This window comes from Peptococcaceae bacterium 1198_IL3148 (genome assembly GCA_036763105.1).
In the GTDB taxonomy this organism is placed as follows: Bacteria; Bacillota; Desulfotomaculia; order Desulfotomaculales; family Desulfohalotomaculaceae; genus JBAIYS01.
This window is the reverse complement of the sequence record JBAIYS010000008.1, coordinates 71,281-96,523: the sequence shown is the minus strand read 5'-3', so window position 1 is coordinate 96,523 and position 25,243 is coordinate 71,281. Positions and strand designations below refer to the sequence as shown.

General features: G+C 42.0%; 28 protein-coding genes, 1 tRNA gene and 1 riboswitch. Of the genes, 19 read left to right on the top strand and 10 right to left on the bottom strand.

Annotated elements, in window-relative coordinates; translation table 11 throughout:
* Position 1: 1 nt before the first annotated feature.
* Both V6C27_09255 and V6C27_09250 read left to right on the top strand, forming a co-directional pair.
* Positions 2 to 1,936: a molybdopterin biosynthesis protein gene (locus V6C27_09255; protein MEG6616599.1), complete on the top strand. Its 1,935-nt coding sequence runs from the start codon at positions 2 to 4 to the stop codon at positions 1,934 to 1,936.
* A complete protein-coding gene (locus V6C27_09250) occupies positions 1,920 to 2,282 on the top strand; it encodes a LysR family transcriptional regulator (protein MEG6616598.1) in 363 nt (120 codons plus the stop codon). The genes V6C27_09255 and V6C27_09250 overlap by 17 nt, the downstream gene beginning before the upstream one ends.
* Here the strand turns inward: V6C27_09250 and fdhD are convergent.
* A complete protein-coding gene (fdhD, locus tag V6C27_09245; protein ID MEG6616597.1) occupies positions 2,272 to 3,060 on the bottom strand; it encodes a formate dehydrogenase accessory sulfurtransferase FdhD in 789 nt (262 codons plus the stop codon). The two genes, V6C27_09250 and fdhD, sit on opposite strands and share 11 nt — an antisense overlap.
* Positions 3,061 to 3,153: 93 nt before the next feature.
* Between fdhD and V6C27_09240 the strand changes: the two genes are divergently transcribed.
* From V6C27_09240 to V6C27_09180, 13 genes are all read left to right on the top strand, one after another.
* On the top strand, positions 3,154 to 3,645 hold the full coding sequence (locus V6C27_09240; protein MEG6616596.1) for a MogA/MoaB family molybdenum cofactor biosynthesis protein: 492 nt from the start codon (positions 3,154 to 3,156) through the stop codon (positions 3,643 to 3,645).
* Between the two features lie 303 nt (positions 3,646 to 3,948).
* Entirely contained in the window at positions 3,949 to 4,236 is a 288-nt protein-coding gene (gene groES / locus V6C27_09235; protein MEG6616595.1) for a co-chaperone GroES, read from the top strand.
* A 13-nt stretch (positions 4,237 to 4,249) separates the two neighbouring features.
* Positions 4,250 to 5,875: a chaperonin GroEL gene (gene groL, locus V6C27_09230; protein MEG6616594.1), complete on the top strand. Its 1,626-nt coding sequence runs from the start codon at positions 4,250 to 4,252 to the stop codon at positions 5,873 to 5,875.
* Between the two features lie 86 nt (positions 5,876 to 5,961).
* Positions 5,962 to 6,918, top strand: a complete 957-nt coding sequence (gene cysK, locus V6C27_09225; GenBank protein ID MEG6616593.1) for a cysteine synthase A — start codon at positions 5,962 to 5,964, stop codon at positions 6,916 to 6,918.
* Positions 6,919 to 7,248: 330 nt separating this feature from the next.
* Positions 7,249 to 8,181 (top strand): DMT family transporter, encoded by a 933-nt coding sequence (locus V6C27_09220; protein MEG6616592.1) that lies wholly within the window; start codon positions 7,249 to 7,251, stop codon positions 8,179 to 8,181.
* 1 nt (position 8,182) lies between these two features.
* The gene (locus V6C27_09215; GenBank protein MEG6616591.1) at positions 8,183 to 8,695 is read left to right on the top strand and encodes a methylated-DNA--[protein]-cysteine S-methyltransferase; all 513 of its coding nucleotides are present in this window, start codon (positions 8,183 to 8,185) and stop codon (positions 8,693 to 8,695) included.
* A 1-nt stretch (position 8,696) separates the two neighbouring features.
* Positions 8,697 to 9,290, top strand: coding sequence for a hypothetical protein (locus tag V6C27_09210; GenBank protein ID MEG6616590.1), 594 nt, complete (start codon positions 8,697 to 8,699; stop codon positions 9,288 to 9,290).
* Positions 9,281 to 9,355: transfer RNA gene (locus V6C27_09205), tRNA-Thr, on the top strand. The genes V6C27_09210 and V6C27_09205 overlap by 10 nt, the downstream gene beginning before the upstream one ends.
* Before the next feature lie 76 nt (positions 9,356 to 9,431).
* Complete coding sequence (locus V6C27_09200) at positions 9,432 to 10,160, top strand: hypothetical protein (GenBank protein ID MEG6616589.1); 729 nt, start codon at positions 9,432 to 9,434, stop codon at positions 10,158 to 10,160.
* Between the two features lie 152 nt (positions 10,161 to 10,312).
* Entirely contained in the window at positions 10,313 to 10,669 is a 357-nt protein-coding gene (locus tag V6C27_09195; GenBank protein ID MEG6616588.1) for a YvrJ family protein, read from the top strand.
* A gap of 278 nt (positions 10,670 to 10,947) precedes the next feature.
* The gene (locus V6C27_09190) at positions 10,948 to 11,298 is read left to right on the top strand and encodes a helix-turn-helix transcriptional regulator (protein MEG6616587.1); all 351 of its coding nucleotides are present in this window, start codon (positions 10,948 to 10,950) and stop codon (positions 11,296 to 11,298) included.
* Positions 11,291 to 12,091 (top strand): ImmA/IrrE family metallo-endopeptidase, encoded by an 801-nt coding sequence (locus V6C27_09185; GenBank protein MEG6616586.1) that lies wholly within the window; start codon positions 11,291 to 11,293, stop codon positions 12,089 to 12,091. The genes V6C27_09190 and V6C27_09185 overlap by 8 nt, the downstream gene beginning before the upstream one ends.
* The gene (locus V6C27_09180; GenBank protein MEG6616585.1) at positions 12,072 to 12,647 is read left to right on the top strand and encodes a hypothetical protein; all 576 of its coding nucleotides are present in this window, start codon (positions 12,072 to 12,074) and stop codon (positions 12,645 to 12,647) included. The genes V6C27_09185 and V6C27_09180 overlap by 20 nt, the downstream gene beginning before the upstream one ends.
* 591 nt (positions 12,648 to 13,238) lie before the next feature.
* On the opposite strand, the gene V6C27_09175 is transcribed toward V6C27_09180, so the two are convergent.
* Together V6C27_09175 and V6C27_09170 are read right to left on the bottom strand one after the other, a co-directional pair.
* Complete coding sequence (locus tag V6C27_09175) at positions 13,239 to 13,553, bottom strand: multidrug efflux SMR transporter (protein MEG6616584.1); 315 nt, start codon at positions 13,551 to 13,553, stop codon at positions 13,239 to 13,241.
* Positions 13,553 to 13,894 (bottom strand): multidrug efflux SMR transporter, encoded by a 342-nt coding sequence (locus V6C27_09170; protein MEG6616583.1) that lies wholly within the window; start codon positions 13,892 to 13,894, stop codon positions 13,553 to 13,555. Before V6C27_09170 ends, V6C27_09175 begins: the two co-directional genes overlap by 1 nt.
* Positions 13,895 to 13,959: 65 nt before the next feature.
* A riboswitch (guanidine-I (ykkC/yxkD leader) is annotated at positions 13,960 to 14,056 on the bottom strand.
* 405 nt (positions 14,057 to 14,461) lie between these two features.
* Here V6C27_09170 and yedE point away from each other — a divergent pair.
* Together yedE and V6C27_09160 are read left to right on the top strand one after the other, a co-directional pair.
* Entirely contained in the window at positions 14,462 to 15,568 is a 1,107-nt protein-coding gene (gene yedE, locus V6C27_09165) for a YedE family putative selenium transporter (protein ID MEG6616582.1), read from the top strand.
* Positions 15,528 to 15,740 carry a sulfurtransferase TusA family protein gene (locus V6C27_09160; GenBank protein MEG6616581.1) on the top strand — a complete coding sequence of 71 codons (213 nt, stop codon included), beginning with the start codon at positions 15,528 to 15,530 and terminating at the stop codon, positions 15,738 to 15,740. The genes yedE and V6C27_09160 overlap by 41 nt, the downstream gene beginning before the upstream one ends.
* Before the next feature lie 66 nt (positions 15,741 to 15,806).
* On the opposite strand, the gene selB is transcribed toward V6C27_09160, so the two are convergent.
* The 6 genes from selB to V6C27_09130 form a co-directional block, all read right to left on the bottom strand.
* The gene (gene selB / locus V6C27_09155; protein MEG6616580.1) at positions 15,807 to 17,705 is read right to left on the bottom strand and encodes a selenocysteine-specific translation elongation factor; all 1,899 of its coding nucleotides are present in this window, start codon (positions 17,703 to 17,705) and stop codon (positions 15,807 to 15,809) included.
* Positions 17,706 to 17,756: 51 nt separating this feature from the next.
* A complete protein-coding gene (locus V6C27_09150) occupies positions 17,757 to 18,449 on the bottom strand; it encodes a hypothetical protein (GenBank protein ID MEG6616579.1) in 693 nt (230 codons plus the stop codon).
* A 198-nt stretch (positions 18,450 to 18,647) separates the two neighbouring features.
* The gene (locus V6C27_09145; protein ID MEG6616578.1) at positions 18,648 to 19,796 is read right to left on the bottom strand and encodes a double-cubane-cluster-containing anaerobic reductase; all 1,149 of its coding nucleotides are present in this window, start codon (positions 19,794 to 19,796) and stop codon (positions 18,648 to 18,650) included.
* A 33-nt stretch (positions 19,797 to 19,829) separates the two neighbouring features.
* Positions 19,830 to 20,615, bottom strand: a complete 786-nt coding sequence (locus tag V6C27_09140) for an ABC transporter ATP-binding protein (GenBank protein MEG6616577.1) — start codon at positions 20,613 to 20,615, stop codon at positions 19,830 to 19,832.
* A 12-nt stretch (positions 20,616 to 20,627) separates the two neighbouring features.
* Positions 20,628 to 21,518 carry an ABC transporter permease gene (locus V6C27_09135; GenBank protein MEG6616576.1) on the bottom strand — a complete coding sequence of 297 codons (891 nt, stop codon included), beginning with the start codon at positions 21,516 to 21,518 and terminating at the stop codon, positions 20,628 to 20,630.
* A gap of 87 nt (positions 21,519 to 21,605) precedes the next feature.
* Positions 21,606 to 22,718, bottom strand: coding sequence for an ABC transporter substrate-binding protein (locus V6C27_09130; GenBank protein MEG6616575.1), 1,113 nt, complete (start codon positions 22,716 to 22,718; stop codon positions 21,606 to 21,608).
* A gap of 453 nt (positions 22,719 to 23,171) precedes the next feature.
* Between V6C27_09130 and V6C27_09125 the strand changes: the two genes are divergently transcribed.
* Together V6C27_09125 and V6C27_09120 are read left to right on the top strand one after the other, a co-directional pair.
* A complete protein-coding gene (locus V6C27_09125; GenBank protein ID MEG6616574.1) occupies positions 23,172 to 23,921 on the top strand; it encodes a hypothetical protein in 750 nt (249 codons plus the stop codon).
* 99 nt (positions 23,922 to 24,020) lie between these two features.
* The gene (locus V6C27_09120) at positions 24,021 to 24,386 is read left to right on the top strand and encodes an ACT domain-containing protein (protein MEG6616573.1); all 366 of its coding nucleotides are present in this window, start codon (positions 24,021 to 24,023) and stop codon (positions 24,384 to 24,386) included.
* 46 nt (positions 24,387 to 24,432) lie between these two features.
* On the opposite strand, the gene V6C27_09115 is transcribed toward V6C27_09120, so the two are convergent.
* Positions 24,433 to 25,236 (bottom strand): glycosyltransferase family 8 protein, encoded by an 804-nt coding sequence (locus tag V6C27_09115; GenBank protein ID MEG6616572.1) that lies wholly within the window; start codon positions 25,234 to 25,236, stop codon positions 24,433 to 24,435.
* Positions 25,237 to 25,243: the final 7 nt, after the last annotated feature.

Below are 25,243 nucleotides of genomic sequence, written 5' to 3'. Positions count from 1 at the left end.
CATGAAAAGAGATGTTTATTTGGATGACAAGCCTTGGGAACAGGCTTTGGAGGAATATTTACACTATCTAAAGGAAGTAGAGGCGCTGGCACCCGGTGTGCCAGAAAAGATTAAAGTTGATGAGGCCCTGGGTCGGGTGACAGCGGTGCCAATTTATGCCAAATTGTCATCGCCCCACTACAATGCGTCGGCTATGGATGGAGTGGCGGTGAAAGCCATAGATACCTTTGGTGCCGCTGAAACCACCCCGAAACAACTTAAAATGGGCGCGCAAGCCATCATGGTGGATACCGGTGATCCCATTCCGGCGGGTTGTGATGCGGTGGTAATGATTGAAGATGTGCACTTTATAAATCCAGAGTTGATTGAAATTACCGCTGCAGTGGCCCCGTGGCAACATGTGCGGGTAATTGGCGAAGATGTTGTGGCCACCGAAATGATTTTACCTGGTAATCACCTCATTCGACCGGTAGATATTGGGGGCATTTTGGCCGGCGGTTTGACCGAAATAACTGTTCACCCGCGGCCCAAAGTGGCCATTATGCCCACCGGCACTGAGCTGGTGCAACCGGGCAGTCATTTAAAACCAGGGGATATTATTGAATATAACTCCCGGGTGTTGGGGTCATATATTAAAGAATGGGGCGGTGACCCTATTCGCTATGGCATCACCATAGATGATTACCAATTGCTCAAACAAAATATTTTAAAGGCAGTGGCAGAAACAGAGATATTGGTAATTAATGCCGGTTCTTCAGCAGGCAGAGAGGACTTCACCGTGGATTTGGTGCGGGAACTGGGTAGAGTTATTACCCATGGCGTGGCCATCAAACCTGCCAAGCCGGTGATCCTGGGTGAAATCAACGGCAAACCGGTGGTGGGGGTGCCGGGGTATCCAGTGTCGGCATCACTGGCTTGTGAGCTGTTTGTTAAGCCCTTAGTCTACAAAAAACTAGGCGCGGTACCACCTGCCAGAGAAAAGGTGTCAGCCACCATCTCTCGCAAACTGGTTAAACCTTTAGGGGTAGAGGAGTTTGTGCGGGTAAAATTAGGTAGGGTGGGTGAAAAAACCATTGCCACACCCATCTCCCGCGGTGCAGGGATGATTATGTCTATGGTGCGGGCAGACGGCATTTTAAGGGTACCACGGCAGACCGAAGGCTATCAGGCCGGAGAAAGGGTAACCATTGAATTGCTGCGCTCTAAGGAAGAAATTAATGAAACCACGGTGATCATTGGCAGCCACGACATCGCCCTTGATGTATTGGCTAACTTGTTGCGCAAACTTTATCCAGAAGCCACGTTGGCCTCTGCCCACGTTGGCAGCCTGGGCGGGTTAACTGCTTTGAAGCGCAAAGAAGCCCATTGCGCTGGCACCCACCTGTTGGATGAAGAAACCGGTGACTATAACGTTTCCTATATCAAAAGACTGTTGCCAGACCGTGACATGGTGCTGGTGAACTTGGTCTATCGTGAACAGGGCTTAATAGTGGCCAAGGGCAATCCGAAGGGCATTACCAGTCTGGCAGACTTGACTAAAGAGGGAACCAGTTTTGTCAATCGTCAACGTGGGGCTGGAACCAGGATCCTGTTAGATTATAAATTAAAGGAACTGGGCATAGAGCCTGAACAAATCCATGGTTACCACCATGAAGAGTACACCCACATGGCGGTGGCATCGGCGGTGGTCAGTGGGGCAGCGGATGCAGGATTAGGTATTAAAGCGGCAGCCAAGGCGTTGGACTTGGACTTTATTCCGGTGGTGGAAGAGCGCTATGATCTATGCATTCCAGCCGAATATTGGGACAGCCCGGTGATTCAGAGAATGCTGCAGGTAATGGCGCTGCCTGAGTTTCAAGAACAGGTGGCTAACCTGGGGGGCTACGACCTACGGGACTGTGGCAAGATAATGTGGCAGGGTGAAAAAATTGATTGACCCTGACCGGTTAAAGGTGGGGTACAAGGTTTGGTTGGAGTGGGATCACACCGTTTTTGGTGATGGGCTGTATCACTTACTGAAACTGATAAATGAAACTGGCAGTATTTCTGGGGCTGCCCGGCAAATGAATATGTCCTATCGGGCAGCCTGGGGAAAAATAAAGAAAGCGGAAAAACATTGGGATATAAAGTTTGTGAAGACAAAAATAGGCGGAGAGCAGGGCGGTGGGGCAAAATTAACCGACCCTGCCTTAGAACTAATAAAACGTTACGACCGCTTTATCGATGAATTGGATAGCATAATTCCCAAATTATTTGCCAATTGTTTTGGTACTAAAGACTAATCCGTTCGGGATGGCAATAAATGTTCATCCGATTACCCCGGGCAAAACCCACCACCGTTAAGCCCAATTTTTCGGCCATTTCTATGGCCAGGGCGGTGGGGGCCGAGCGGGATACTAAAATGGGAACCTCCATTTTAGCTACTTTAATTAAGATCTCGGAAGAAATGCGACCACTAAAAACCAAAATTTTATCGGTCATGTCGATATTGTTTAAAAAACAGTGGCCAAATATTTTATCCACTGCATTATGTCGACCAATGTCTTCAAAAAAGACCAAAACGTCAGCAGCGGTGCAAAGGGCGGCATTGTGAACACCACCGGTGCCTTTAAACAGAGTTGATTTATCTTCCAACTGCGAGGTTAAGTGCCATATTTGTTCAGGGGTTACACTGATTTGTGATTTAATCATAGACATTGATTTGGCGTCGTTAACAAAGTAAAAAATAGAACGTCCCCGTCCACAGCAGGAAGTGATATAACGCTTCATAAATTTATCTTCTGCTTCACCTGCGGCGGCCTTTACTTTGATAATACCCTCTTCTTCATCAATGGTGATGTCATAGAGGTCTGAAGCCAGTTGCAAAATGCCCTCTGAACACAGAAAGCCAACGGCTAATTCCTTCAGGTATTGAGGAGAACATACTAAAGTAACAAACTCTTTGTCATTTAAAAATAGCGTAACTGGTACTTCCTGTACGATGTTATCCTGCTCTTGGTAAACCTCGTTCTTTATTACTCTGGTGACGGTGACGGGTATAAAATTTTTCGGTTGGCTCATAAATTACCTCCGAGTAAAATATTTGGAAAATTACTAAGGATGTTGTTAAATTAATAATATCATAAATAACTTTTATAGACGAGGTGATGTAGTTTGATTAAAGTAGGCGTGATAACGTTAAGCGACAAAGGTGCCCGGGGTGAGCGGGAAGACAAAAGTGGCCAATTAATAGAGGACATGGTGGCTCAAATAGATGGCCAAGTTGAATACTACAACGTAATTTCTGATGACTTTGACAAAATTAAAGAACAATTGCTAAAGTGTTGTGATGTATTGAAACTTGATTTAGTGTTGACCACCGGCGGCACTGGTTTTAGCCCCCGGGACAACACCCCGGAGGCCACCAAAGAAGTGATAGAACGGGAGGTGCCGGGGATAGCGGAAGCAATGCGCAGAGAATCCATGAGCAAAACCCCCAAAGCGATGCTTTCCAGAGCGGTGGCCGGCATTCGCAACAAAACCTTAATTATTAACCTGCCGGGCAGTCCCAAAGGGGTTCGGGAATGCTTAGAGGTGGTGCTTCCGGTGTTACCCCATGGCATGGAGATTTTATCCGGCCAAGGGGGAGAGTGTGGTAAAGAATAAAGGAAAAATTAATTGGAAATTTTTTAAGATTATGGTATAAACCTGTAATGGATAGGTAAAAATAGTAATGCTTAGACATTAAAAAATTAGAAACCAAGTAAAAAAGATATAGAAGGAGAAAATTAAAGCTATCTATCCTTATTTTTCACAATTTAGGCATTTTCAGTTTTTATTTAGGGCCGAGGATGCTTGCTTTTGATTTTTTCGTTCTATATTATATTACTTGGATGTTAGCACTCACACCTATTGAGTGCTAACAGAAATCAAGTAATTATATATTTCTCAATTCAAGGAGGGGTATTTGTGGCTATTAAACCATTAGCAGACCGGGTAGTGGTTAAAGCGCTGCCCAGCGAAGAAGTAACCAAAAGCGGTATCGTATTACCGGATACTGCAAAAGAAAAGCCGCAACAAGCTGAAGTAATTGCGGTGGGACCAGGCCGGGTGTTGGAAAACGGCCAACGTCAACCAATGGATGTTAAAGTTGGTGACAAAGTACTATATTCTAAGTACGCTGGCAACGAAGTTAAGGTTGATGGAGAAGAATATCTCATCTTACGCGATCTGGATATTTTAGCAATAGTAGACTAATAAGGAGGTTGTCATTTTGGCTAAAGAAATTATTTTTGGCGAAGATGCTCGCAAAGCGCTGGAAAGAGGCGTAAACGCGCTGGCTGATGCTGTAAAAGTAACCCTTGGCCCTAAAGGTCGTAACGTTGTATTGGATAAAAAGTTTGGTTCACCACTAATCACTAACGATGGTGTCACCATTGCAAGAGAAGTTGAACTGCCTAACAACTTTGAAAACATGGGTGCACAACTGGTGAAAGAAGTTGCTACCAAGACCAACGACGTAGCTGGTGATGGTACCACCACTGCCACAGTACTCGCCCAAGCTATGGTACGGGAAGGTTTAAAGAACGTAGCTGCTGGTGCTAACCCAATGCTGGTTAAGCGTGGTATTGAACTGGCTGTGGAAAAGGCCGTTGAGGAAATTAAAAATCAAGCTAAAACCATAGAAAGTAAAGAATCCATCGCTCAAGTGGCATCTATCTCTGCCAACGAAGCTAAAATTGGTGAGTTAATTGCAGATGCTATGGAAAAGGTAGGTAAAGACGGTGTCATTACCGTTGAAGAGTCCCAAGGTATCGGTACCTCATTGGAAGTAGTTGAAGGTATGAATTTTGACCGCGGCTACATTTCTCCTTACATGGTTACCGACACTGACAAACTGGAAGCTACCTTGAGTGATCCTTACATATTGATCACTGACAAAAAAATCAGTGCGGTGGCTGACTTCTTGCCTGTGTTAGAAAAAGTAGTACAAACAGGCAAGCCCCTAATGATTATTTGTGAAGACCTGGAAGGCGAAGCACTGGCTACTCTAGTGCTGAACAAACTGCGTGGTACCTTAAACGTTGTGGCTGTTAAAGCTCCTGGTTTTGGTGATCGTCGTAAAGCTATGCTGGAAGACATCGCTATTTTAACTGGTGGTACTGTAATTACCGAAGACATCGGTTTGAAACTGGATAAAGCCACTATTGAAATGCTGGGTACTGCTCGTCAAGTACGGGTTAAGAAAGAAGAAACCATTATCGTTGGTGGTGCAGGCGAGCAAGAAAAGATCACTGCCCGCGTTGCTCAAATTAGAAAACAAATTGAAGATACCACCAGCGAATTTGATAAAGAAAAACTACAAGAGCGCTTGGCTAAACTGGCCGGCGGTGTAGCAGTGATCAACGTTGGTGCTGCCACTGAAGTAGAAATGAAAGACAGAAAGCTACGGATTGAGGATGCTTTGAACGCTACCCGGGCTGCAGTTGAAGAAGGCATTGTATCCGGTGGTGGCGCTTGCTTGGTAGACTTAATTCCTGCACTGGAAAAAGTAAGCTCTGATATTGCCGATGAACAAACCGGTATTAACATCGTTAAGCGGGCGCTGGAAGAGCCTCTGCGTTTAATCGCTAACAATGCTGGTGTAGAAGGGTCTGTTATTGTAGAAAAGGTTCGCGGTTTAGAAGTTGGCGTTGGCTACAATGCGTTGACTGGTGAATTTGTAAGCATGATCGAAAGCGGCATTGTAGACCCAGCTAAAGTAACTCGTTCTGCTCTGCAAAACGCTGCCAGTATCGCAGCTATGATTCTGACCACCGAAACTTTGGTATCAGATCTACCTGAAGAAAAGGGCGATGCAGCTGGCATGGGCGGCGGAATGCCTCCTATGATGTAAAAAACAAAAACCTTGCGGAATACCCGCAAGGTTTTTTGTTATACTAGGTACAATACATTTATTTTGTAGGAAAGTTGGTGCCCTGTATGAATATCAGAAACAATTTGTTAGAACTGATTGGTAATACCCCACTGGTGCGTTTAAACAAAGCGTCCGCCAAAGCAGCAGCTCAGGTGGTGGCTAAAGTGGAATACTTTAACCCCGGTGGCAGTGTCAAAGACCGGATCGCTGTTTCAATGATCGAAAAGGCAGAGCAGCAGGGTTTAGTGGATCAGCAAACGGTAATTATTGAGCCCACCAGTGGTAATACCGGCATTGGTCTAGCCCTGACATGTAGCATTAAAGGTTACCGTTTAATTTTGACTATGCCGGAGACCATGAGCGTAGAACGCCGTAGCCTGCTAAAGGCCTATGGAGCCGAGATTGTACTTACTCCGGGGGCCACCGGGATGAAAGGGGCCATCGAAAAGGCCAATGAATTGACCAAGCAATACCCCAAAGCCTTTATCCCCCAACAGTTTGAAAACCCCGCCAACCCAGTAGCTCACGTAGCCGCCACCGCCGAAGAGATTTGGCGGGATACCGATGGTAAAGTAGATATATTTGTGGCCGGAGTAGGCACCGGTGGCACCATTACCGGAGTAGCTACAGTGTTAAAACAAAAAAAGCCCGATGTGCAGATTATTGCTGTGGAACCAGCGGAGTCCCCTGTACTATCAGGTGGTAAATCCGGCTCTCACAAAATTCAAGGCATTGGTGCTGGCTTTGTGCCCAAGGTGATCAACATGGAATTAATAGATGAAGTATTCCAGGTCCCTGGTCAACAGGCAATTGAAACTGCCCGCAATCTGTCAAAGGATGAGGGCTTATTAGTGGGAATATCCTCCGGTGCCGCCGCCTACGCTGCCGCTGAGGTGGCTAAACGCCCAGAAAACCAAGGCAAGCTGGTGGTGGTACTACTGCCGGACACCGGCGAGCGCTACCTGTCAACAGAACTGTTTAAAGAAGCAGAACCACAAGAGAGTTTTAAAGCCAATCAGTAGGGTAAAAGCAATTATGAATTAAGAATGTTGAATTTTGAATGGCTAGTGATTTACAATTTGTATGGTTTTAGGCAATGTGATTTTTGTAGGGGCTCAATTCATTGAGCCCACTAAGCAATCTATGTGTATAGAGCACAACTTTTCTCAATACATATAGGTTGCGTTAATGGGATCGATAAATCGCCCCCCTACATTTGCATGGTGTCTGGCTCCACCTAAGAACCGTTGCTCTGTTCAATCTACAAAACCTACTCTTTCCCAAAAGGAATTACCTCCTCAACAGCGAATTAGTTAATTCAGCTATTTAATCAACTAAGGTGGCAAAAATCCATGGATAAACCAATCATCAATCCCTACCTAGCAGTGGTATTGGGGGTTTTGGCGGCTGCTTTTTCATCTATTTTTACCAAATTAGCGGAAGCACCGCCGTTAATTATTGCCTTTTATCGATTGGGCTTTACGGTGCTGTTATTGGCGCCCATTACCTTTATATCCGGTGGCCAAGAATTGCGTCGGGTATCGAAAAGGGACCTAATGTTAGCAGCTCTGTCAGGAATACTTTTGGCTATGCACTTTGCTGTTTGGATTACCTCATTAAACTACACCACCGTAGCCAGTTCCACCGTACTGGTGACCATGCAACCGCTGTTTGTCATCACCGGGGGATATTTTCTATACCGAGAAAAGTTTTCATCCAAAGGGATGGTGGGTGCGGCTATGGCCCTTTGCGGCAGTATCATCATTGGCATTAACGATTTTCAAGTGGGCGGCCAAGCACTGTTTGGTGACCTGCTAGCCTTTTCCGGCGCTATTTTTATTGCTGGATACATGCTCATTGGTCGTAGCTTACGCAATCATTTGTCGTTGTTTCCCTATGTAATTATGGTATATAGTGCCTCTGCCGTTACCTTGCTACTCTGTAGCCTGTTTTTTAACCTGCCGCTATACCCCTACCCTAAATTAACTTGGTTGTGGTTTATATTGTTAGCCATTGTACCAACAATATTTGGTCACACTGTGTTCAACTGGGCGTTACGCTATGTAAAGGCGGCGGTGGTTTCGGTAAGCATTTTAGGCGAATCGGTGGGGGCCACCATTCTCGCCTGCTTTATATTTAAAGAAATCCCCACCATGTTGCAAGTTGTCGGTGGTTTAATTATTATTACCGGTTTGTATATCTTCATTACCTCAGTGGTGGAACAGCCAACGACCGAACAAAACATGGTAGATCAAAACAATTTAGAAAGGCCTCCGGTGAGTTAACATGAAATATAATATTATACAGATTAAAGATGTTGGTTGGATTGCTGTGGCCTGGTCTAACAATCGGCTAGCGGTTTTAACATTGCCTTACCCGTCACCAGAAGCCGCTTTGGAACAATTGCATGACTATGTGGACCCAACTCAACTGATCGCAGGGGACGCTGATACCGAACAGGTTTTATGCTTACGGCGAGAGCTGAGCAAATATTTCGGTGGTCAGCGGTGCCAGTTGAACTTTCCAGTAGACTTGAGTTGGTGTACCCCCTTTCAACGTCAGGTGTTGGAAAGTATCAGCACCATACCCTATGGTGAAACCCGCTCCTATCAGCAAGTGGCGGCAATGATTGGTAAACCAACTGCCAGCCGGGCCGTTGGCGGCGCATTGCGTAACAACCGCGTGCTGTTGGTATTACCTTGTCACCGAGTAATCAGAAGTGATGGTTCGCTGGGTGGCTTTGGCGGCATCGAAAACAGTGATTGGAAACGAAAGTTTTTAGCTATTGAGAGGGATTAAAATGATTATTGGCTGTGATTTAGATGGCACAATATGCGACAACCTGCCCTTATTAATTGAGGAGTTAAATAATTTCACCGGGCAGGTTATTAATATAAATGACATTAAGGACTATGATGTGACCAAGGTTTATGATCTGACGCGGGAACAGTTTACGCAGTTGATGCAGCAGCGAGAAGCAAACATTATTGAAAAATCGCCTGAGATTGCAGGCGCTGCCCGGTATTTCAAACAACTGGTTAATGAACATCAACTGCATATCATCACCGCCCGCAACCAAATGCATGAGTTTTGTACCCGGCGGTGGTTAGAGAAACACCAGTTTCCCTATCACGGTCTGCACTTGTTAAACAGCCACGACAAGGTAGATATTTGCAAAGAACTGGTGGTGGACGTGATGGTGGAAGATAACTACCACAACGCAGTCCAGTTGGCAGCAGCGGGGATTGAAGTGATATTATTTAACGCTCCCCACAATTTACATTGGCCCTGGCCTGGCAAACGCTGTGGCAACTGGGATGAGATATATAGTCAGTTGCTCTTGACAGCAAAACTAAAAAATCATAAAATATATTGTGCTAAGCTGCCAGAGTAGCTCAGTGGTAGAGCAACGCACTCGTAATGCGTAGGCCGACGGTTCAAATCCGTTCTCTGGCTCCATACATGCCAAGGGTTCCGGGGTTTTCTCGGAACCAAATTTTCTTATCGCGGGCAATCTACGGGCAATCTGGCTCTTTTGAGAGCGCCGCCGACTATGCTGGCGGCTTCATCCTGCATGGAAACTGAAACGTGGGAATATATGTCATTTGTAATATTAGTTGAACTATGCCCCAACATTGAACAGGATGAATTTAAAAGTGCCGGTGCTAAATATGTGCGGCTGTATTCATTCATCCTGCAAATTGGCCCCTTTGCAGATGTGGATTTGCATAAACTCTACATCTATCTGACCTTCCTGCTGAAGAAACTGCCTAGGAGTATCAGCGAGACAGTAAACCTGGCAGATGATGTGGCACTGGAATACTATCGCAACCAAAAAACCTTTGACGGCAGTATTTCATTGGTCAAGGAAGATGCTACAGAACTAAAAAAACCGGGAGATGGTGGAGGAACCGCCAAAGACCTGGAAAAGGCACCACTGTCTAGCATTATTGAAAAGTTAAACGATCGGTTTGGCACAGACTTTTCTCCTGCAGACCAACTGTCTGTTGAACAACTAAAAGAAGACTTCTTCCAGGATGAGGAACTGGCGAGAAAGGCTAAAACCAACACGTTAGATAACTTTAAATATAGCTATTATAAAAAGTTCATGGATAAAACAGTGGACAGAATGAGCCAAAACCAAAAGTTCTTTGTGCGGATTTTGGATGATGAGAAATTTAGAGAAACACTAATGGACTTAATGTTGGTAGAAACCTATGAACATCTAAGAGCAGGGGATATTGGGGGACAAACTCATTATTAGGTAATTTATTAAAACTAACCCTTGAAACGTTATACCACCTATGGTATGTTTGAATTGGCTGGGAAATATTAGATGTTTCTTGGCCATTTCTGTTTGTGGCAGGGTCCAGCCTCCCTGCCACAGACAAATAAACTAAAAGGGAGAATGGTAGGATGGGGATTACCAAAAATCTGGTAACCTCGGCGCTGCAGTTGCAAGTGAAAAAGGGGGTAAATGCCTTAGGGGACTTCATCTTAGGTAAGATTACCTACAGGAACATTAAGGCGGACGCCACCGAGCAGGACATGTACGATGTATCCCAGGTATTGGGCGGATTGCAGCAACACACTTTGTCGGCAAACTACGGCTTCCCGATGGTGATGGCGGGTTATCTTTTAGTACGGTTGGAACCAGTAATTAAAGATTTGCAGAAGTCCATCACTTTACTGACCATGGTAGTGGCCAAGCAATCCGACATAGACATGGAGCAGATGCAGCAAATACTGGACATTAAAAGGGGCGGCGCCTGAGTGATCATTTTAGCGAGCAGAAATTTGCCTGCCGCTGTTGTGGCATGGTGCGGATAAATATTAAGCTAATCACAATGCTGGAGCGTGCTAGTATTAGATTTAGGAAATTTAAAAATAAAAACAATGAGCTTGACAATAATAAACTAAAATTAGGTATACAAAATTGCAAATTAACCATATAATATAAGGTAACAAAATAGAACCTAAATAAAGGCTTTTTTAAATATAATGTTGAATATGTTACGTATAGAATAAACTAATAAAGGGGGGATTAGATTATGGCTAGGATGCCTACGTTCATGGAGATCGGTGAACGAATAAGAGCTTTAAGGACATCAAAAGGTTATGACCAAGCACACTTAGCTAAGGAATTGGGAGTATCCCGCCCAGTCGTAACAAAGATAGAAAATGGCAACAAAGCCATTAATAGCATCGAACTAAGAAAAATTGCAGACTTATTAGCTGTATCTGTAGATGAATTAACAAGGCCGGTAGAAGAAGAAACTTTGGTTGCTAAGTTTCGCCAGGGCCATGATGATGCAAGTTTCTTACAAGCAGTAAATAGCATAGAATATATCTTTAAAACCATGATAACACAAATAAGTTTAAGGAGTAATAATAATGCCTAGGCTAAAGAGTAGTAAACGCAAGGAATTGGAATCAATTGGTATTCAAAGGGCAAGAGAAACAAGAGGTGCCCTAGGATTAGGAAAAGGCCCAATATCAGACATATTTAGTATAATTGAGCAGCATAAGATTTTACTACTAAGGCATAAAGCTTCAGATCCTAGGCTTCATGCCTTTTTTGCTGAAATCAAAGGTCATCCAGTTATATTTATTAATTCAGATGAACCATTAGGCAGACAATATTTTTCGGCTGCACATGAGTTTTGCCACTTTCTCTATGATAGAAATAGTCTGAAAGGCATTTATTGCGACCCAGGAAACAGTAAAAATAACGATGATGAAATAGAAATTATTGCTGATGCTTTTGCAGGTGAGTTTTTAATGCCTATTGAAGGTTTAGAAGATTCATTCAGAAAGTTTTTTGGTCATCCTACAATTATAACTGAGAAGCATATTATTAAAATGCAACAATTCTTTAAGGTTAGCTATGCTGCTATGGCTTATTCCTTGTTTAAAGCAGGCATACTAAAAAATGGTTCTATATATGGCAAACTCAAAAAACTCGGCAATATCGAAAATACCGAGGAATTAAAATTTCAAACTAAAAGGCTAGGATATACATCTGAACTGAATGAACCAACTTCCCCTTACTTTCCTCATATTTTTTTAGAAGCAGTAACAAGCAATTTTGAAAATGGCATAATCACCTATGGAAAGCTCGAAAGCCTTCTGGAACTTTGGGGCAAAACTCCAAGTGATTATGGTTTGGAGCCTCATGACTACTACGATGATTGAAATATGTGTTAGTGATGCAGACGTCTTGGTTAACTTAAGTTTAACCGGGCATTTAGAATTAATGGGGAAAGTGTTTGATAAGGTGCTTATCCCAGATAAGGTTCTAAGGGAAGCCCAAAAGAAAATTGCTACCCGGGGAAAAGGAATGTCATTGAGAGATGCACAGCTTGAACGGTGGCTTCAAGTTATTAATATAGATACTGCTTCAGATCTAACAATTGATGAGTTAAATAGTATTAAAATATTTTGCGAATCTTACGATTGCTTTCTTGGGCCTGGTGAATTAAAAGCAGCTGCTCTTGCTAACGAAAAGAATATTAATTGGTTGGTTAGTGATGATAAAGAAGCTAAAAAATACATAGAAGAATTTACGGATATTAACTGTATAAGTCTATTTGAAATAATTAGCCTCTGTTGTATTGTTAACATTTTAAACCTAGAAGAAGGAAAACTAATATTTGATGAAATTAATGCAATAAGGCGACCAACTAAACTAACTTTTGAAGAAATAGTTAAAAGAACGAAGAAAAAGTTTACTCAACTTGGATTAATCTAAAAGGGTAGTCAATAGCCTAATGACTAACGTGTTTGGGGATTAGATAAGCTATGGGGTGCTTTGATTTGTTTGTCGATTATCCTCTTTAGGATGCCATATCCAAAGGTGCCAGAGGCCAGTGACCTTTCCATAGCGTTACTGATGACTGTAGTGTCCTACTGTTTTACTAGGTTAAGAATTTTCTCCAACTGCTCTCTTAAATGGTCATGCTGGCTTCTGCTTAAATCTTGCGGTAATCCGAACCAAAAATATATGCCTTAGCGATTCCATAATTTTTTAAAATGGGTAACGTAATTTCTTTAATGTTTTGTAAGCGGTTGCGTTCTTGGTGGGTGAGCGGCAGTTGCCGCTTAAGGTTAAAAAGGCTGTTGCCTTAGATGCAGTAAACGGTAACCACACATAGTACAGCCCTAATGTTAGCACTATCTGGGGTTGGCTGTACAATGTGTGTCCTTCATTGTAGTTGCATGTCACTTCTAGCGTTCACTTATGTTCGTTCCGACTTAGAGCTCTAATCTGTGCTTCAGGGTGCAGTTATATTCTTTTAAATAATTGTATGGTGCGGTTTGTTGGCGCAGTACATTGCTTAAATTATGAAACAAGTTTTAGTCCAACCGCAGCACCTAGAATCATAGCTATGAAGACGATCCTTTTCCAATCCTTTGATTCTCTAAAAAATAGCATCCCTACTAAGGTGCCTCCAACGACACCAATTCCTGTCCAAATAGCATAACCGGTTCCCATAGGAATAAATTGCAATGAATAACTGAGTAATGCAAGGCTTGCGCAAAACCCCAAAATCAATAACATGACAGTTTGCCAATTTCGCTTTACAGACAATTGATTAATCATTGCAACACCAAAGGTCTCCAATAAACCTGCTAAAATTAAAGCAAACCAAGCCATCAAGACTCAGCTCCTCTCTCGACCGCATCGTCTGTGACTAGTTTCAAACCAATGACACCGGCCAATAGTATTGTTATTAAAAGAATTTTTGCCAATTTGAATGGTTCGCCAAAGAAAAGAATTTCTGCAATGACAGTACCTACAGTTCCTAAGCCCACAAAAATGGCATAGACCGTTCCCGCTGGAAGTACTTGTGCTGCGGTAATCATTAAATAATTACTGCCTATAATAGCGATAATAGTCCCGGACCATGTCCAAAAATCATAGGAGTGAGTCAATCCAATCACCCAAAAAACTTCTAAAAAGGCTGCGACAAATACTTTAAGCCAGTTTCTACTCATCTAAATGACACCCCCAATATATTTTACTCCAAAACAAAAAAGCCTAAGAGAACAGTTTATCGGTTATCTCCCAGGCTTTTATCCCTCCGTGTCACAGCAAAGCTGTGAGTTTTCTCTCGGACCAGACCAACAATTTGTTGCGGAACCCTAGAAAACATTTTACATATGCAATTATCATAGATTATACACAATTTTAATTAAAATTTGAAGAGAAAAAACCTTAAAAACTAACGGATGCTATAAATAACACTCTATAATCATTTTCATGCAACTATTTAAAAAATATCCTGAGGTGCATAATTACCCTGAACGGTTAAACGAAACTAATGCCGAACAGTTTTACTTATTGAGCAGAAAAATGCTAAACCAAATCAAAAATATCTGTCTTGTCACCTTTATTATTGCGGTGGGTTTCCCTATAGCAATTGGCAAACCATTGATATTACCAATTGGCATACATAGTATTAACCGGCCTTACATATTACAATATTTTATACATAATATAACAGGAGGTTAAGTATAAATGTCTAATGGATTATAAGAAATATTTTCCAAAGGAGGTTTCTAATGAGAAACAAAATACTTATTGTAGCTGCTGGGGGGGTTGTTGGGCTTTTAGGCGTAATGCTGGTCGCCCTAGGAAACCCAGCTAACATGGGCTACTGCATTGCCTGCTTTTTGCGGGATATTTCGGGGGCTCTGGGACTACACCGGGCAGCACCAGTTCAATATCTACGGCCCGAGATCATTGGCTTAGTACTGGGCGCCTTTGCTTCTGCCCTTGTCAGTCGAGACTTTAGAGTTGTGGGAGGCTCAAATACGCTAGCCCGCTTTACACTAGCCTTTTTTGGTATAATTGGCATGTTAGTGTTTTTAGGGTGCCCCTTGCGCATGGTATACAGGTTAGCGGGCGGAGATTTAAATGCCTTGGTTGGTTTTGCAGGCTTAATAGTGGGGATAGTCATTGGCACAATGTTCTTAAAGCAGGGCTATTCTTTGGGCAGGGCTATACCACAAAATAAAGGTGCAGGTTACATATTCCCGATTATAGCTATTATTTTATTGGGTTTTTTATTGATAAAACCAGCCTTTATATTTTTCAGTCAAGAAGGTCCCGCTTCTATGCACGCACCAATAATAATATCTTTAGCGGCAGGTTTACTGGTTGGGGTTTTAGCCCAGCGTTCCCGCTTATGCATGGTTGGCGGCATTCGTGATTTGATTTTCTTCCGGGACACCCACCTATTGTCAGGTTTTGTGGTGATGTTAGTGGTTGCCACCATTGGAAATTTAATAATGGGCAATTTCACCCTAGGTTTTGAACAACAGCCCATAGCTCATAATGATGGATTGTGGAATTTCTTAGGCATGACGCTAGCAGGTTTTGCAGCTATTCTGCTGGGAGGTTGCCCACTGCGTCAAATTATTTCTGCCAGTGAAGGTAACACCGATTCTGTTATTACCGTTTTAGGTTTTATAGCCGGTGCCGCCTTTGCTCATAATTTTGGTTTAGCTGCCAGTGGATCAGGGGTTCCTGGTTCAGGTCAGATAGCTGTAATTATCGGCTTATTAGTGGTGCTGGCAATTGCAATAATTGGATTGCAAGGAAGTAAAGCATTAGGAGGTAATGTGGATGCTAAAGACAGTAGACGCTCGGGGTCTGTCCTGTCCTGAGCCGGTAATATTAACTCGTCAATTATTAAGTCAAACCACAGAAGGTAAAGTGCAAGTACTTGTGGATAATAATACAGCCAAAGAAAATGTAACCCGTGCTGCGGAAAGTATGGGTTGGCAGGTTGTTGTAGAAATGCAAGGCACAGACATTATATTAAATCTTAGCAAGTAAGGCGATATAGCTATTATAAACCCCTATAGTCTGTTTACTATAGGGGTTTTTGTAATCTGGTTAGCATTACGCCTTAGCGCCCAGAACACGGTCATCCCCTATGCGGCGAGTAAAGCGGATTCGGTCAAGGTATAGCAACAACGGTAGAGCGTATTTTCTGGAGGTTTTCAATAGGTCTCTGGTTTCCCCCAAGTTAATCTTTCCTGTCTCGTTAATATACTGGGCAATTACATCTTTAGCCTTGTTGATACCATCAATATGAAAGTAGATATTATCTTCCACTTTTATTATCTTATCAGTCCGCAGCAGGAATGCTTGATACTCTGCAGCTTGATCTGGCTTTAGCACTAATTGTTTGACTATCTCGTTCCAGTTGGGCGGTTGAAAAATATTTTTCTTTAATATATGTTCTATAGTAGTGATCAATTCGGCATCCTTGCCTGTCGGCAAACCGCTGAATTCTGGTAGCCTGAGAGTTTGCGGATTGACTTTAATGTAGCCATCGTTGTCCATTTGTTGTAACAGGTACAGAAAAACTTTGGTGTTAAGCTTATCAAACATGCGAGATCGCAATTCTTCTTTAGGGTAACCCTCCCGCAATGCATATTTATCATGGTATTCCTTAAGAGCAACAGTTATTTGCTCCACCCAGCAAAGATATCTTTCTTTATAAATCAGCATATTTTCGTTGTCTGCTAAAACCAGCTTAACCTTGTCTTCTTTTAGTAGTTTATGCAATGCATCGTCCCAGTCTGCTGCTGCCACGTTGGCTTCTTCAGCGGCTATAGCCTCAGTTACCGGTAGAGGATGTGTTGCTAAAAATTGCTGTAGCAGTTCATCGGCAGTACCCTTTTCTTTAGTTCTTAATATTTCAATAACATCTTTTTTGTATTGCTTATGTTTTTGCGCCAAAGGGTCAATGACCACGCCGCCGCCAATGGTTTGCATCGGCGATAGTCTCCTAATTACAAATCGATCGCCCTTGCTGGCCACAGCAGTATCTTCTAGCTGGAGTTGTACGTATGCGTCTTCGCCGGGTCGCAGTTGATCTCGATCAAACATAATCACGCGGCTAATTATTTCGTCTGTACCAATGTGCAGTCTCACCCTGGCCCGGTGTAGCAGTGGTTTTACGGTATTAGCCAACAAATGTATTTTTACATCCAGTCGGTAGGAGGGTTTTAACGCGCCTTGGGTACAAAGCACGTTACCGCGCTGTATTTCTGCCACTTCAACACCGGCCAGGTTTACCGCTAGTCGCTGCCCCGCTTGAGCAAATTCCTCTTTATTCCCATGCACCTGCAAGCCTCGCACCCGGCTGCAAATATTGGTTGGCATCAGCACTACCTCGTCACTAATACTCAGTCTGCCCGATGCCATGGTGCCAGTGACCACTGTGCCGAAGCCAGGCACGGTAAAAACTCTGTCCACCGGCAACCGCACTTTGCCAATATCTGTCCGTTCCTCAACATTCTGCACCATGCTGTCTATAGTTTCCAGTAACGTTGGTAAGCCTTCCCCTGTCACTGAGGAAACAGGGATCATCGGGGCATTTTCAAAGGATGTGCCCGAAAAAAATTCTTTAATTTCCTCCTTCACTAGTTCCAGCCAATCTTCGTCTACCAAATCTACTTTTGTCAGCACTATAATGCCTTTTTTTACCCGCAATAGTTGTAAAATATCAAAGTGCTCCCGGGTTTGGGGCATTACACCTTCGTCTGCCGCTATCACCAACAGTACCAAGTCAATACCGCTGACTCCCGCTAGCATATTTTTAATAAAACGCTCGTGCCCCGGCACGTCCACTATGCCTGCCCGGCGGCCTCCAGGCAGTGTCAGGTAAGCAAACCCCAGTTCAATCGATATGCCCCGTTCCTTTTCTTCCCGCAGTCTGTCGGTTTCAATGCCGGTCAGCGCTTTAATAAGATTTGATTTTCCATGATCGACGTGTCCGGCAGTACCAATAATGACATGTTTTATTTTTATCCCCGCCTTCCAGCACTATAAATTGTCTATTTAAGATATTTTTTCTGCTATCACATTAATCTCCTCAGCTATGCCCTTGTAATCCAAGGGTTTAAATAACCCTTCCACTATAATTGGTACGCTTAAATTTGTGATACTATTTAATGAAGAACTTTGATTGGTGGTGGTTATAGGCAGTCGATAGCACTCCGTTGCAAAGCCACTCACATGTATCTCGGTAATATTTTCCATATATTTGTCTAGGAATGGTTCCAGATAGTTGTCGTTTCTTGTGGCCCGGTTAATGTCTAAAACACAGGGGAATTTGTATTCTTCCATTAACTGGTTAAATTCGGGCCAGGAACCGGGTATGGCGGAATTCTCAATATAATAGTTAAAATTGTTTTTACTAAATTCACTAAAGTTTTTTATAGTGTCTTGATGAAATATAAAGGCCTCCACATTGAGATAACGGTCTAACTCCTTTATTAAAGCAATGGCTTCTCTACTTTTTTTATTGTTGCCATATTTTATTCCACACCATGGGGCGTGGATAGTTACATTGTCAAAGGACTTAAGCATATTAAGTGCTTGCTCGTTAGCTAATAATTGTTTTAACATTTTAAAAGTACTTATCGCTACCTCAATTCTTGATAAATTATACCTTTGGCAAATATTTATCTTATCAACCGCTCCAATATCCCACAAACAAAAAGCTGATGTGGATAAAGCTATTCTTTCCAAAACTGCGCCCCCTTTCGACATATTTATATTATATATTACCACATGTAATATTATAAATAACAAAGTGTTATCATTGGCTGTTAAATAATGACAAGGGGAAACGTTTTCCAAAGAAGGCGACCTTAGGTCGCCCCTACAACATTATTCTGTTTTTCATATGACAATTGTTTAGTATAACAGAGGGACATTCTTCAACCACTAGAGCATCTCAAGAAATGCTTCTATCCGCACCCGCAGCGTTTCTAAATCTGCCTGGGAATAATCGGTTTCTATATGCAAGTAGGGCAAGTCCAGTTCATTTTCTACATAGTGCCGCAGCAGTTTGCCCTCGGCGTTGTAGGTGTGGCAGGCTTGCCAGGTCAGGTCGATGACACCGTCTACCTGGTATTCTGCTGCCATTTCTTTGATTAGTTCATATCTACCGGCATTGGGTGACATGCAGGAGCAGGGAATGTTAAGATACCGTTCAGCTATTGCCTCGTAGGGATTCCTGTTTTCATCTTCATCTACCAGCGAATACAGTGTTTTGTAACCGGTACAGTTCTCAAAGGCCACTACATTGGCGCTGCTTTCTTCAGCAATGCGCACCACTTTTTCCGAGCCAATGCCGACTGGACAGCCAGTGATTAAAAGCCTTGGTGTATTTGGTGTAAACGGTGATTGACCCTTTTCAACCAGCTCCATTATTTCACTAGTTAATTCATTAATCAGTTTTATGCCTTGCTCTTTATCAACGTTAAAACCCTTCATCCAAATGGCAGTGAGCATATCTATACCCGATATAGGTGAGGGCTTTAGTTTACTTACTTCATGCAGTTTTCTCATTGCCACCCGTTCGCGGTTAACTAGCTTAATCGCTTGGCGCAATTTATCCTCGGTAATGGTTGCATTTAAGTTCTTTTCCAACTGCTCTTTCAGGATATATATTTCTTCTAGCCACCAGCGCAGAGCGCCAGATCTATTGGTGCCCTGGGGCAAATGCATTACATGCATTGGTTTATATTGACTTAACAACTCATACATTTTTTTCTTGCCATCACAGGTTGTTTCTGCGATTAAAAAGTCAGAGTGTCTAAAATAGGGACAGGTATCGGAAACAGCAAACCCAAAACTGGATTTAATCAATGGGCAGAGGTTTCTGGGTAAATGTTTTTCTGCCTGGGCTATCGGTTCTTGCTTAGTGCCACACAGGCTAACCGGGGCAGCACCGGCAGCTATAATCAACTCCTGGGGTGAATAGGCGCAATACATACCCACTATTTTATGGTTGTTTTTCTTAGCATGTTCCAATGCTAAAATATTTTGATCCCGCATATCTCCAATAATTGACATCGATTCTGGGCGCACGCACACAACCTCCTTTTCCTTTAAACATCTGTGTTAACTACAGGCAATTGCTTTAGCTGACTGTGATTCTTTTTCCAACATGTCCAGTATTTTTGCAGACAGTTGCCCGTAGTAAGGATTAGCTCGATCCCGAGGGCGTGGCATATTAACTTTAATTATTTCTTTTATTCTCCCTGGATGAGCAGACATAACAACTATATAATCAGCTAAGTAAATGGCTTCATCTACACTGTGGGTAACAAAGAGAATTGTTTTACGGTTCTTTTGCCAAATGGTTAGCAGTTCCCTTTGCATCAGTATTCTGGTATGGGCATCAAGGGCACCAAAGGGTTCATCCATTAGTAGCACCTGGGGATTGTTAGCCAATGCCCGGGCTATGGCCACCCGTTGTTGCATGCCACCGGAAAGCTCGTAGGGATACGCATTGGCAAAGGCATTCAATCCCACTAGGCTTAAGTATTCTTTAGCTGACTGTTGACATTCTTGATTTGACTTGCCGGAAAATTCCAAGCCCAAAGCAACATTGTCTAAAACAGATCGCCAGGGCAATAAAGAGTATTCTTGAAATACCATGCCAATTTCCTTATTTGGTTTATTAACCTGTTCTCCCTGGTAATAGACAAAACCCGATGTGGCGGTATCTAAACCGGCTGTTATTCTTAATAGCGTCGATTTGCCACAGCCCGATGGCCCAACAATACATACAAAATCATTATTTTGTACGTTTAGACTAATGTTTTGCAGTGCTTCTACATTATTTCCTCTATCGGTAACATAGGTTTTGTTTAAGTTTTCAATTGCGATAATAGCTTTTTTCATGCTTTCACCCCTTTATCTGGCCAGACGCTGCCAAGCAAACTTTTTATTTTCTAAGTAGCCAAAGCCTAAGTCTAGCAAAGTACCCACAACCCCAATACAAATCATGCCGGCGATTACAATATCTGTCCTGGCAATGGTGTAGGCGTGGGTGATTAAATACCCTATTCCGGATAAACTACCCGGTAACATCTCGGCCGAAACTAAACACATCCAGGCAACTCCCAGGCCTATTCTCATGCCGTTTACTATTGAAGGCGCTGCTGCGGGCAACAATATTTTCCGAAAGATATCGTATTCACTGGCACCCAGCACGCGGGCAGAATCAATTAATGTTTTTTTCACACTTCGCACACCGTAGATTGTACTGGTTAACACCGGGTAAAAAGACCCAATGAAAATAATAAAGATCATCGATAGCTTTAAGTTATTTAGGTATACATATAAGGTCCCAGATTCAACTCCGGTTACAGTGGCCATGCTGGATACTCCAAACCAGGCTAAAACCAGTGGCACCCAGGCCAGTGGTGGAATCGGTCGAAACATGCCCAAAAAGTTATTTAACAGTTTATACACCAGGCTGTAGTAACCCATCAGCACCCCTAGGGGAATGGCAATGATCACTGCCAGCAAATAGCCAGCCAGCACTCTGGTGATACTTACAAAAATGTTTTGCAGCAATGAACCCATACTAATTAAACTTTCAGTGGGGTGCAGTAGCAAATTTACTACTGCACCCACTTCCGGCAGTATAACTGGGTTTTCTAAGTTCTGGGCAATCATATTCCAAGTAACAATAAAAAGCAGGGGTACGATAATTGCTAACCCAAAACCAGTAATGGCCCTTTTAAATATCGAAAAATCATAGTGGCTGGTCGGGGGAACGGTCGTTGTTTCCTTTTGCAAGTAATCACATCCTTTTAAAGGGATACAGTAATAGAGGTTCCCCAGGACCACAGTCGTAAGGAACCTCTTTAGTAACTGTTATGCTAATTAATCAACAAATTGGAAATCAAATAGTTCAGATTCCACATCTGCAAAGTTTTTGCCATTAAGTTTTCCACTCAGCTTATCTAAAGCTCCCAATGTTTCAACGTGGATACCTGCTCCACGCAGCCAGTTTTCAGAAGGATCGGTTGTGTAATTAAGTGTGGATGCTTTAGCTGCTTCTTCGGGAATACCAATCCAGTTAGCGGTAATAATGGCTGCTTCTTCTTTGTTTTCATTACACCATTTACTGGCTTCGGTAATTAAGTTAGCAAAGGCTTGCACTTCCTTTGGGTTTGATGCAATAATTTCATCCCTGGCTGCCAATACACAACAGGGGAAATCGTGCCAATGACCTTCCGGTGGCAAGTCGCGCAGTTCAATAATTACTTTACCCACACCTTCGGTTACAGCCACTTCTGGAAATGGGGATGGTCCAACCCAACCATCAACCTGTTTACTCTGCAGGGCGGGAATTAAGTTAGAGGTTTCTTTTAAGTCAACCAGCAAAATATCCGCAGACATATCGGTGGCATCACCGGTTATTTTTAAACCGGCAGCATCAAGGGCACCTTCTAAAACAAATTTTGGTGCACTGGTGGGTGAGTGGTAACCTATTTTTACCGGTTGATCGCTCTCTTTTACCAAGGTTAAAAATTCATCCCAATTATTAATCGCACTGTCTTGAGGGAAGATCAAAGCCATACCTTCGGTTTGCAGTGGACTAATTACTTTAATGGGCACATCAGTATCAACACCAGTGATCATAGCGGTGATCGAGCCCAGGGCCAAATCTAGATGCTTTTGGGCAAACAGTGTGGTGGTTTCTGAACCACTTTTGTTAACAACTAGATTTATATTTGCCACTTTCTCGCCATCAGCGATTAACTCATATTTCTCTCTCTCAACTATTGGTTTTAAATATGTACCGTTACTACTAAATGCTTCCCCTTTATTGGCTGCCACCATCAAAGGGGTTTGGTGGTTAGTAAATATGTACCCAACGTTAAGTGTTGGCACCTGGTTTTCATCATTAGTGGCGGCGGTATCACTTCCGCCACAGCCACTGATCATCAACATAAAAACCAACAATGTTAAAATTAGTACTTTTTTGCTCATGGGTAACCTCCTAATCTTAAATTTTTAGCTTTAGGCCGATTAAGTTTTAATCACCCTTTTAAGTAAATTATGGAATAAACAATTATTTGTAAACATTCTACCATAACAAACGTTATACCAAATATAATATTTTGTTATATAACCATTAATTTAGTTAGTTATAAAGTTGCTTCATACAAAAGACGTGAATATCTAGGAGGTAAATTTATGAATGTGACCGTGACCTTATGAAAGTATTTAATATGGAAATGTTTGAAACCAAACATGCCTATACTTTCTCTAATAAATAGAGGTTTTTTCTTACTTTTGTTTAACCTGAATAATAGTAAATAATTTTAACTAGTTGGCCCCAAGGATGAGGTGTAATCATGCTCAATGGCAATAGTGAATTGCCCATTAGATAGTAAATACGTTAATAAATAGCTCATAATTATGGTGATAAGGAAGTGGAGTATGAAGCGGATATTTTTCTTGTTAATAACGGCAGTAATCACAGCGAGCATTTTAACTGCATGTAATCAAATTGGCTTATCAGAAGAAACTGTTAAAGCCAGCGAAAACAAAGGTGTAATCACAGAACAAGAACAACAAGCGAATAAAACAATAAATGAGGATTACCAAGTGGTAGCAAGTTTGGATGAAGAAGGTATAACGATTTACGCTAAAGAAATGGATGGTCTATATTATGATTTTAAGATTGACCATAATAATAGTTCATTTAATGAACCATTTTGGATGAATGTAACAAGTCCAAGTCGGCCACCGCAAATTATCGTTGAAGATATAAGTGGCGATGGGACAAAGGAGTTAATTATTATTTTAACGCATGGATATGGTACCGGTACGCTGATACAAGAAGCACATGTATATCATATGGAAAATAACTTTCATAATGAGTTACTTGTGGATAATCCAATGGCTATTGTGCTCAAAAATGTAAAATCTACTTTATTGCCTAATGAAGCGAAAATTAATATAGCGGATAAACAGGTAGCTGTAGGTTTAGAAGCGGAACCAGAATACTTAAATAATGAAGTGGGTTTCGGTAGTATAATTAGGTATCATGTAAAAGACAATCAACTTATCGCTAATATCGGCGCACAGGTTTCCCCAGCGAGTTTTATAGGCGATGTTGTTATCAAGTATGAATATAAAGATGAAATGTACCAAGCAAAATCAATTGAATTTCAAACTTATGAGTAGTGTTGTTTTGGCTTTAATAGATATTTGATTCATTAGAGCGGGTGGGACAAGGAGCCTGTCCCCTTGTCCTGTATATTATTAATTTAGTGAGGTGTCAAGGTGGAACTAAAACTTATAGAAAAAAGCTTTTCAATATGTAAAGTAATAGATCTTTCAAAAGTGAATTTTAACGATGAATATGTTTTCTTAGCAAAGACTGACGAAGAAATTTCTTTGGTTTGTCAAACCAAATATGTTCCAGGTAATTGTGTTGAGTGTGAAAAGGGATGGAGCGCCTTTCGGATAAATGGTGAGTTGGACTTTTCTTTGATTGGCATTCTATCAAAGATATCAAAAATATTGGCGGACAACAAAATTGGCATCTTTGTTGTTTCTACATATAATACAGATTATATTTTTGTAAAAGAAGATAACCTTACTTCCGCCATTGAAGTATTAACCGCAGCGGGATATAGATTTATATAGAAGAAATTTATTAGAGCGGCTGGGACAAGGAAAGTCCCTTGTCCCGCTACTGCAATGCTAATTTTTCATAATGTTTGTATAATGAATGGAATTTGCCGGTGTAATTTTGTTTCCAGGGCTTTCTTTTGCCGCAGAAGTGGATAATTGCAGTGTGGTTAATGACATAGTCCATATCAATGATACCTTTGCTAGAAATTTTGTAGTACCAGTAATATCTAGGGTCATAGTTGTATAAGATTTCATCCACTTGTCTAATGTCCTTTGAATAGAGGGCGTTAATGACATCTTGGTCCGGCAGGATCAGTCTATTTTTATTTTTGTCAACAAATTCATAGATTTGCTGCTCATTTATTTTTTTCCTTTGTAAAGTGAGGTTCATTAAAAGAACTCCGGAGTTAAAATATTCTTCGATTTCATAGGGAAATAGCCGTAATTTGTTGATTTCTTTCACCGAGATTTTATGAAATGCTGCCGCATACAGACTATTGCTGATGTCGGTATGATACAGCTGGCTGATTTTATTTATCACCAGGATATCTGGATCGAGGTACAAAATTTTATCCAGACTTTCCGGCAAGAATTTAAAGGCCAATAACCGATAATACATCTCTTTGGTGTAATGCTTGATGATGGGGGCGTCATTAAAATACTGATCACCAATGGTAATGACAAAAAGCTGATGTTCATGCTTGGTAACAAATTGCTTTATATCCGACAGTTCTTGTTCTTTGATGCTGGAATGCATCAAATAAATGTTGAATTGTTCCTCAGGATTGTTAATGAACAGTGATTTAAGCATTACCTTCAAGGGCCTGATATAATTTGCATCCAATGTCACTAGAATATTCATGCTATCC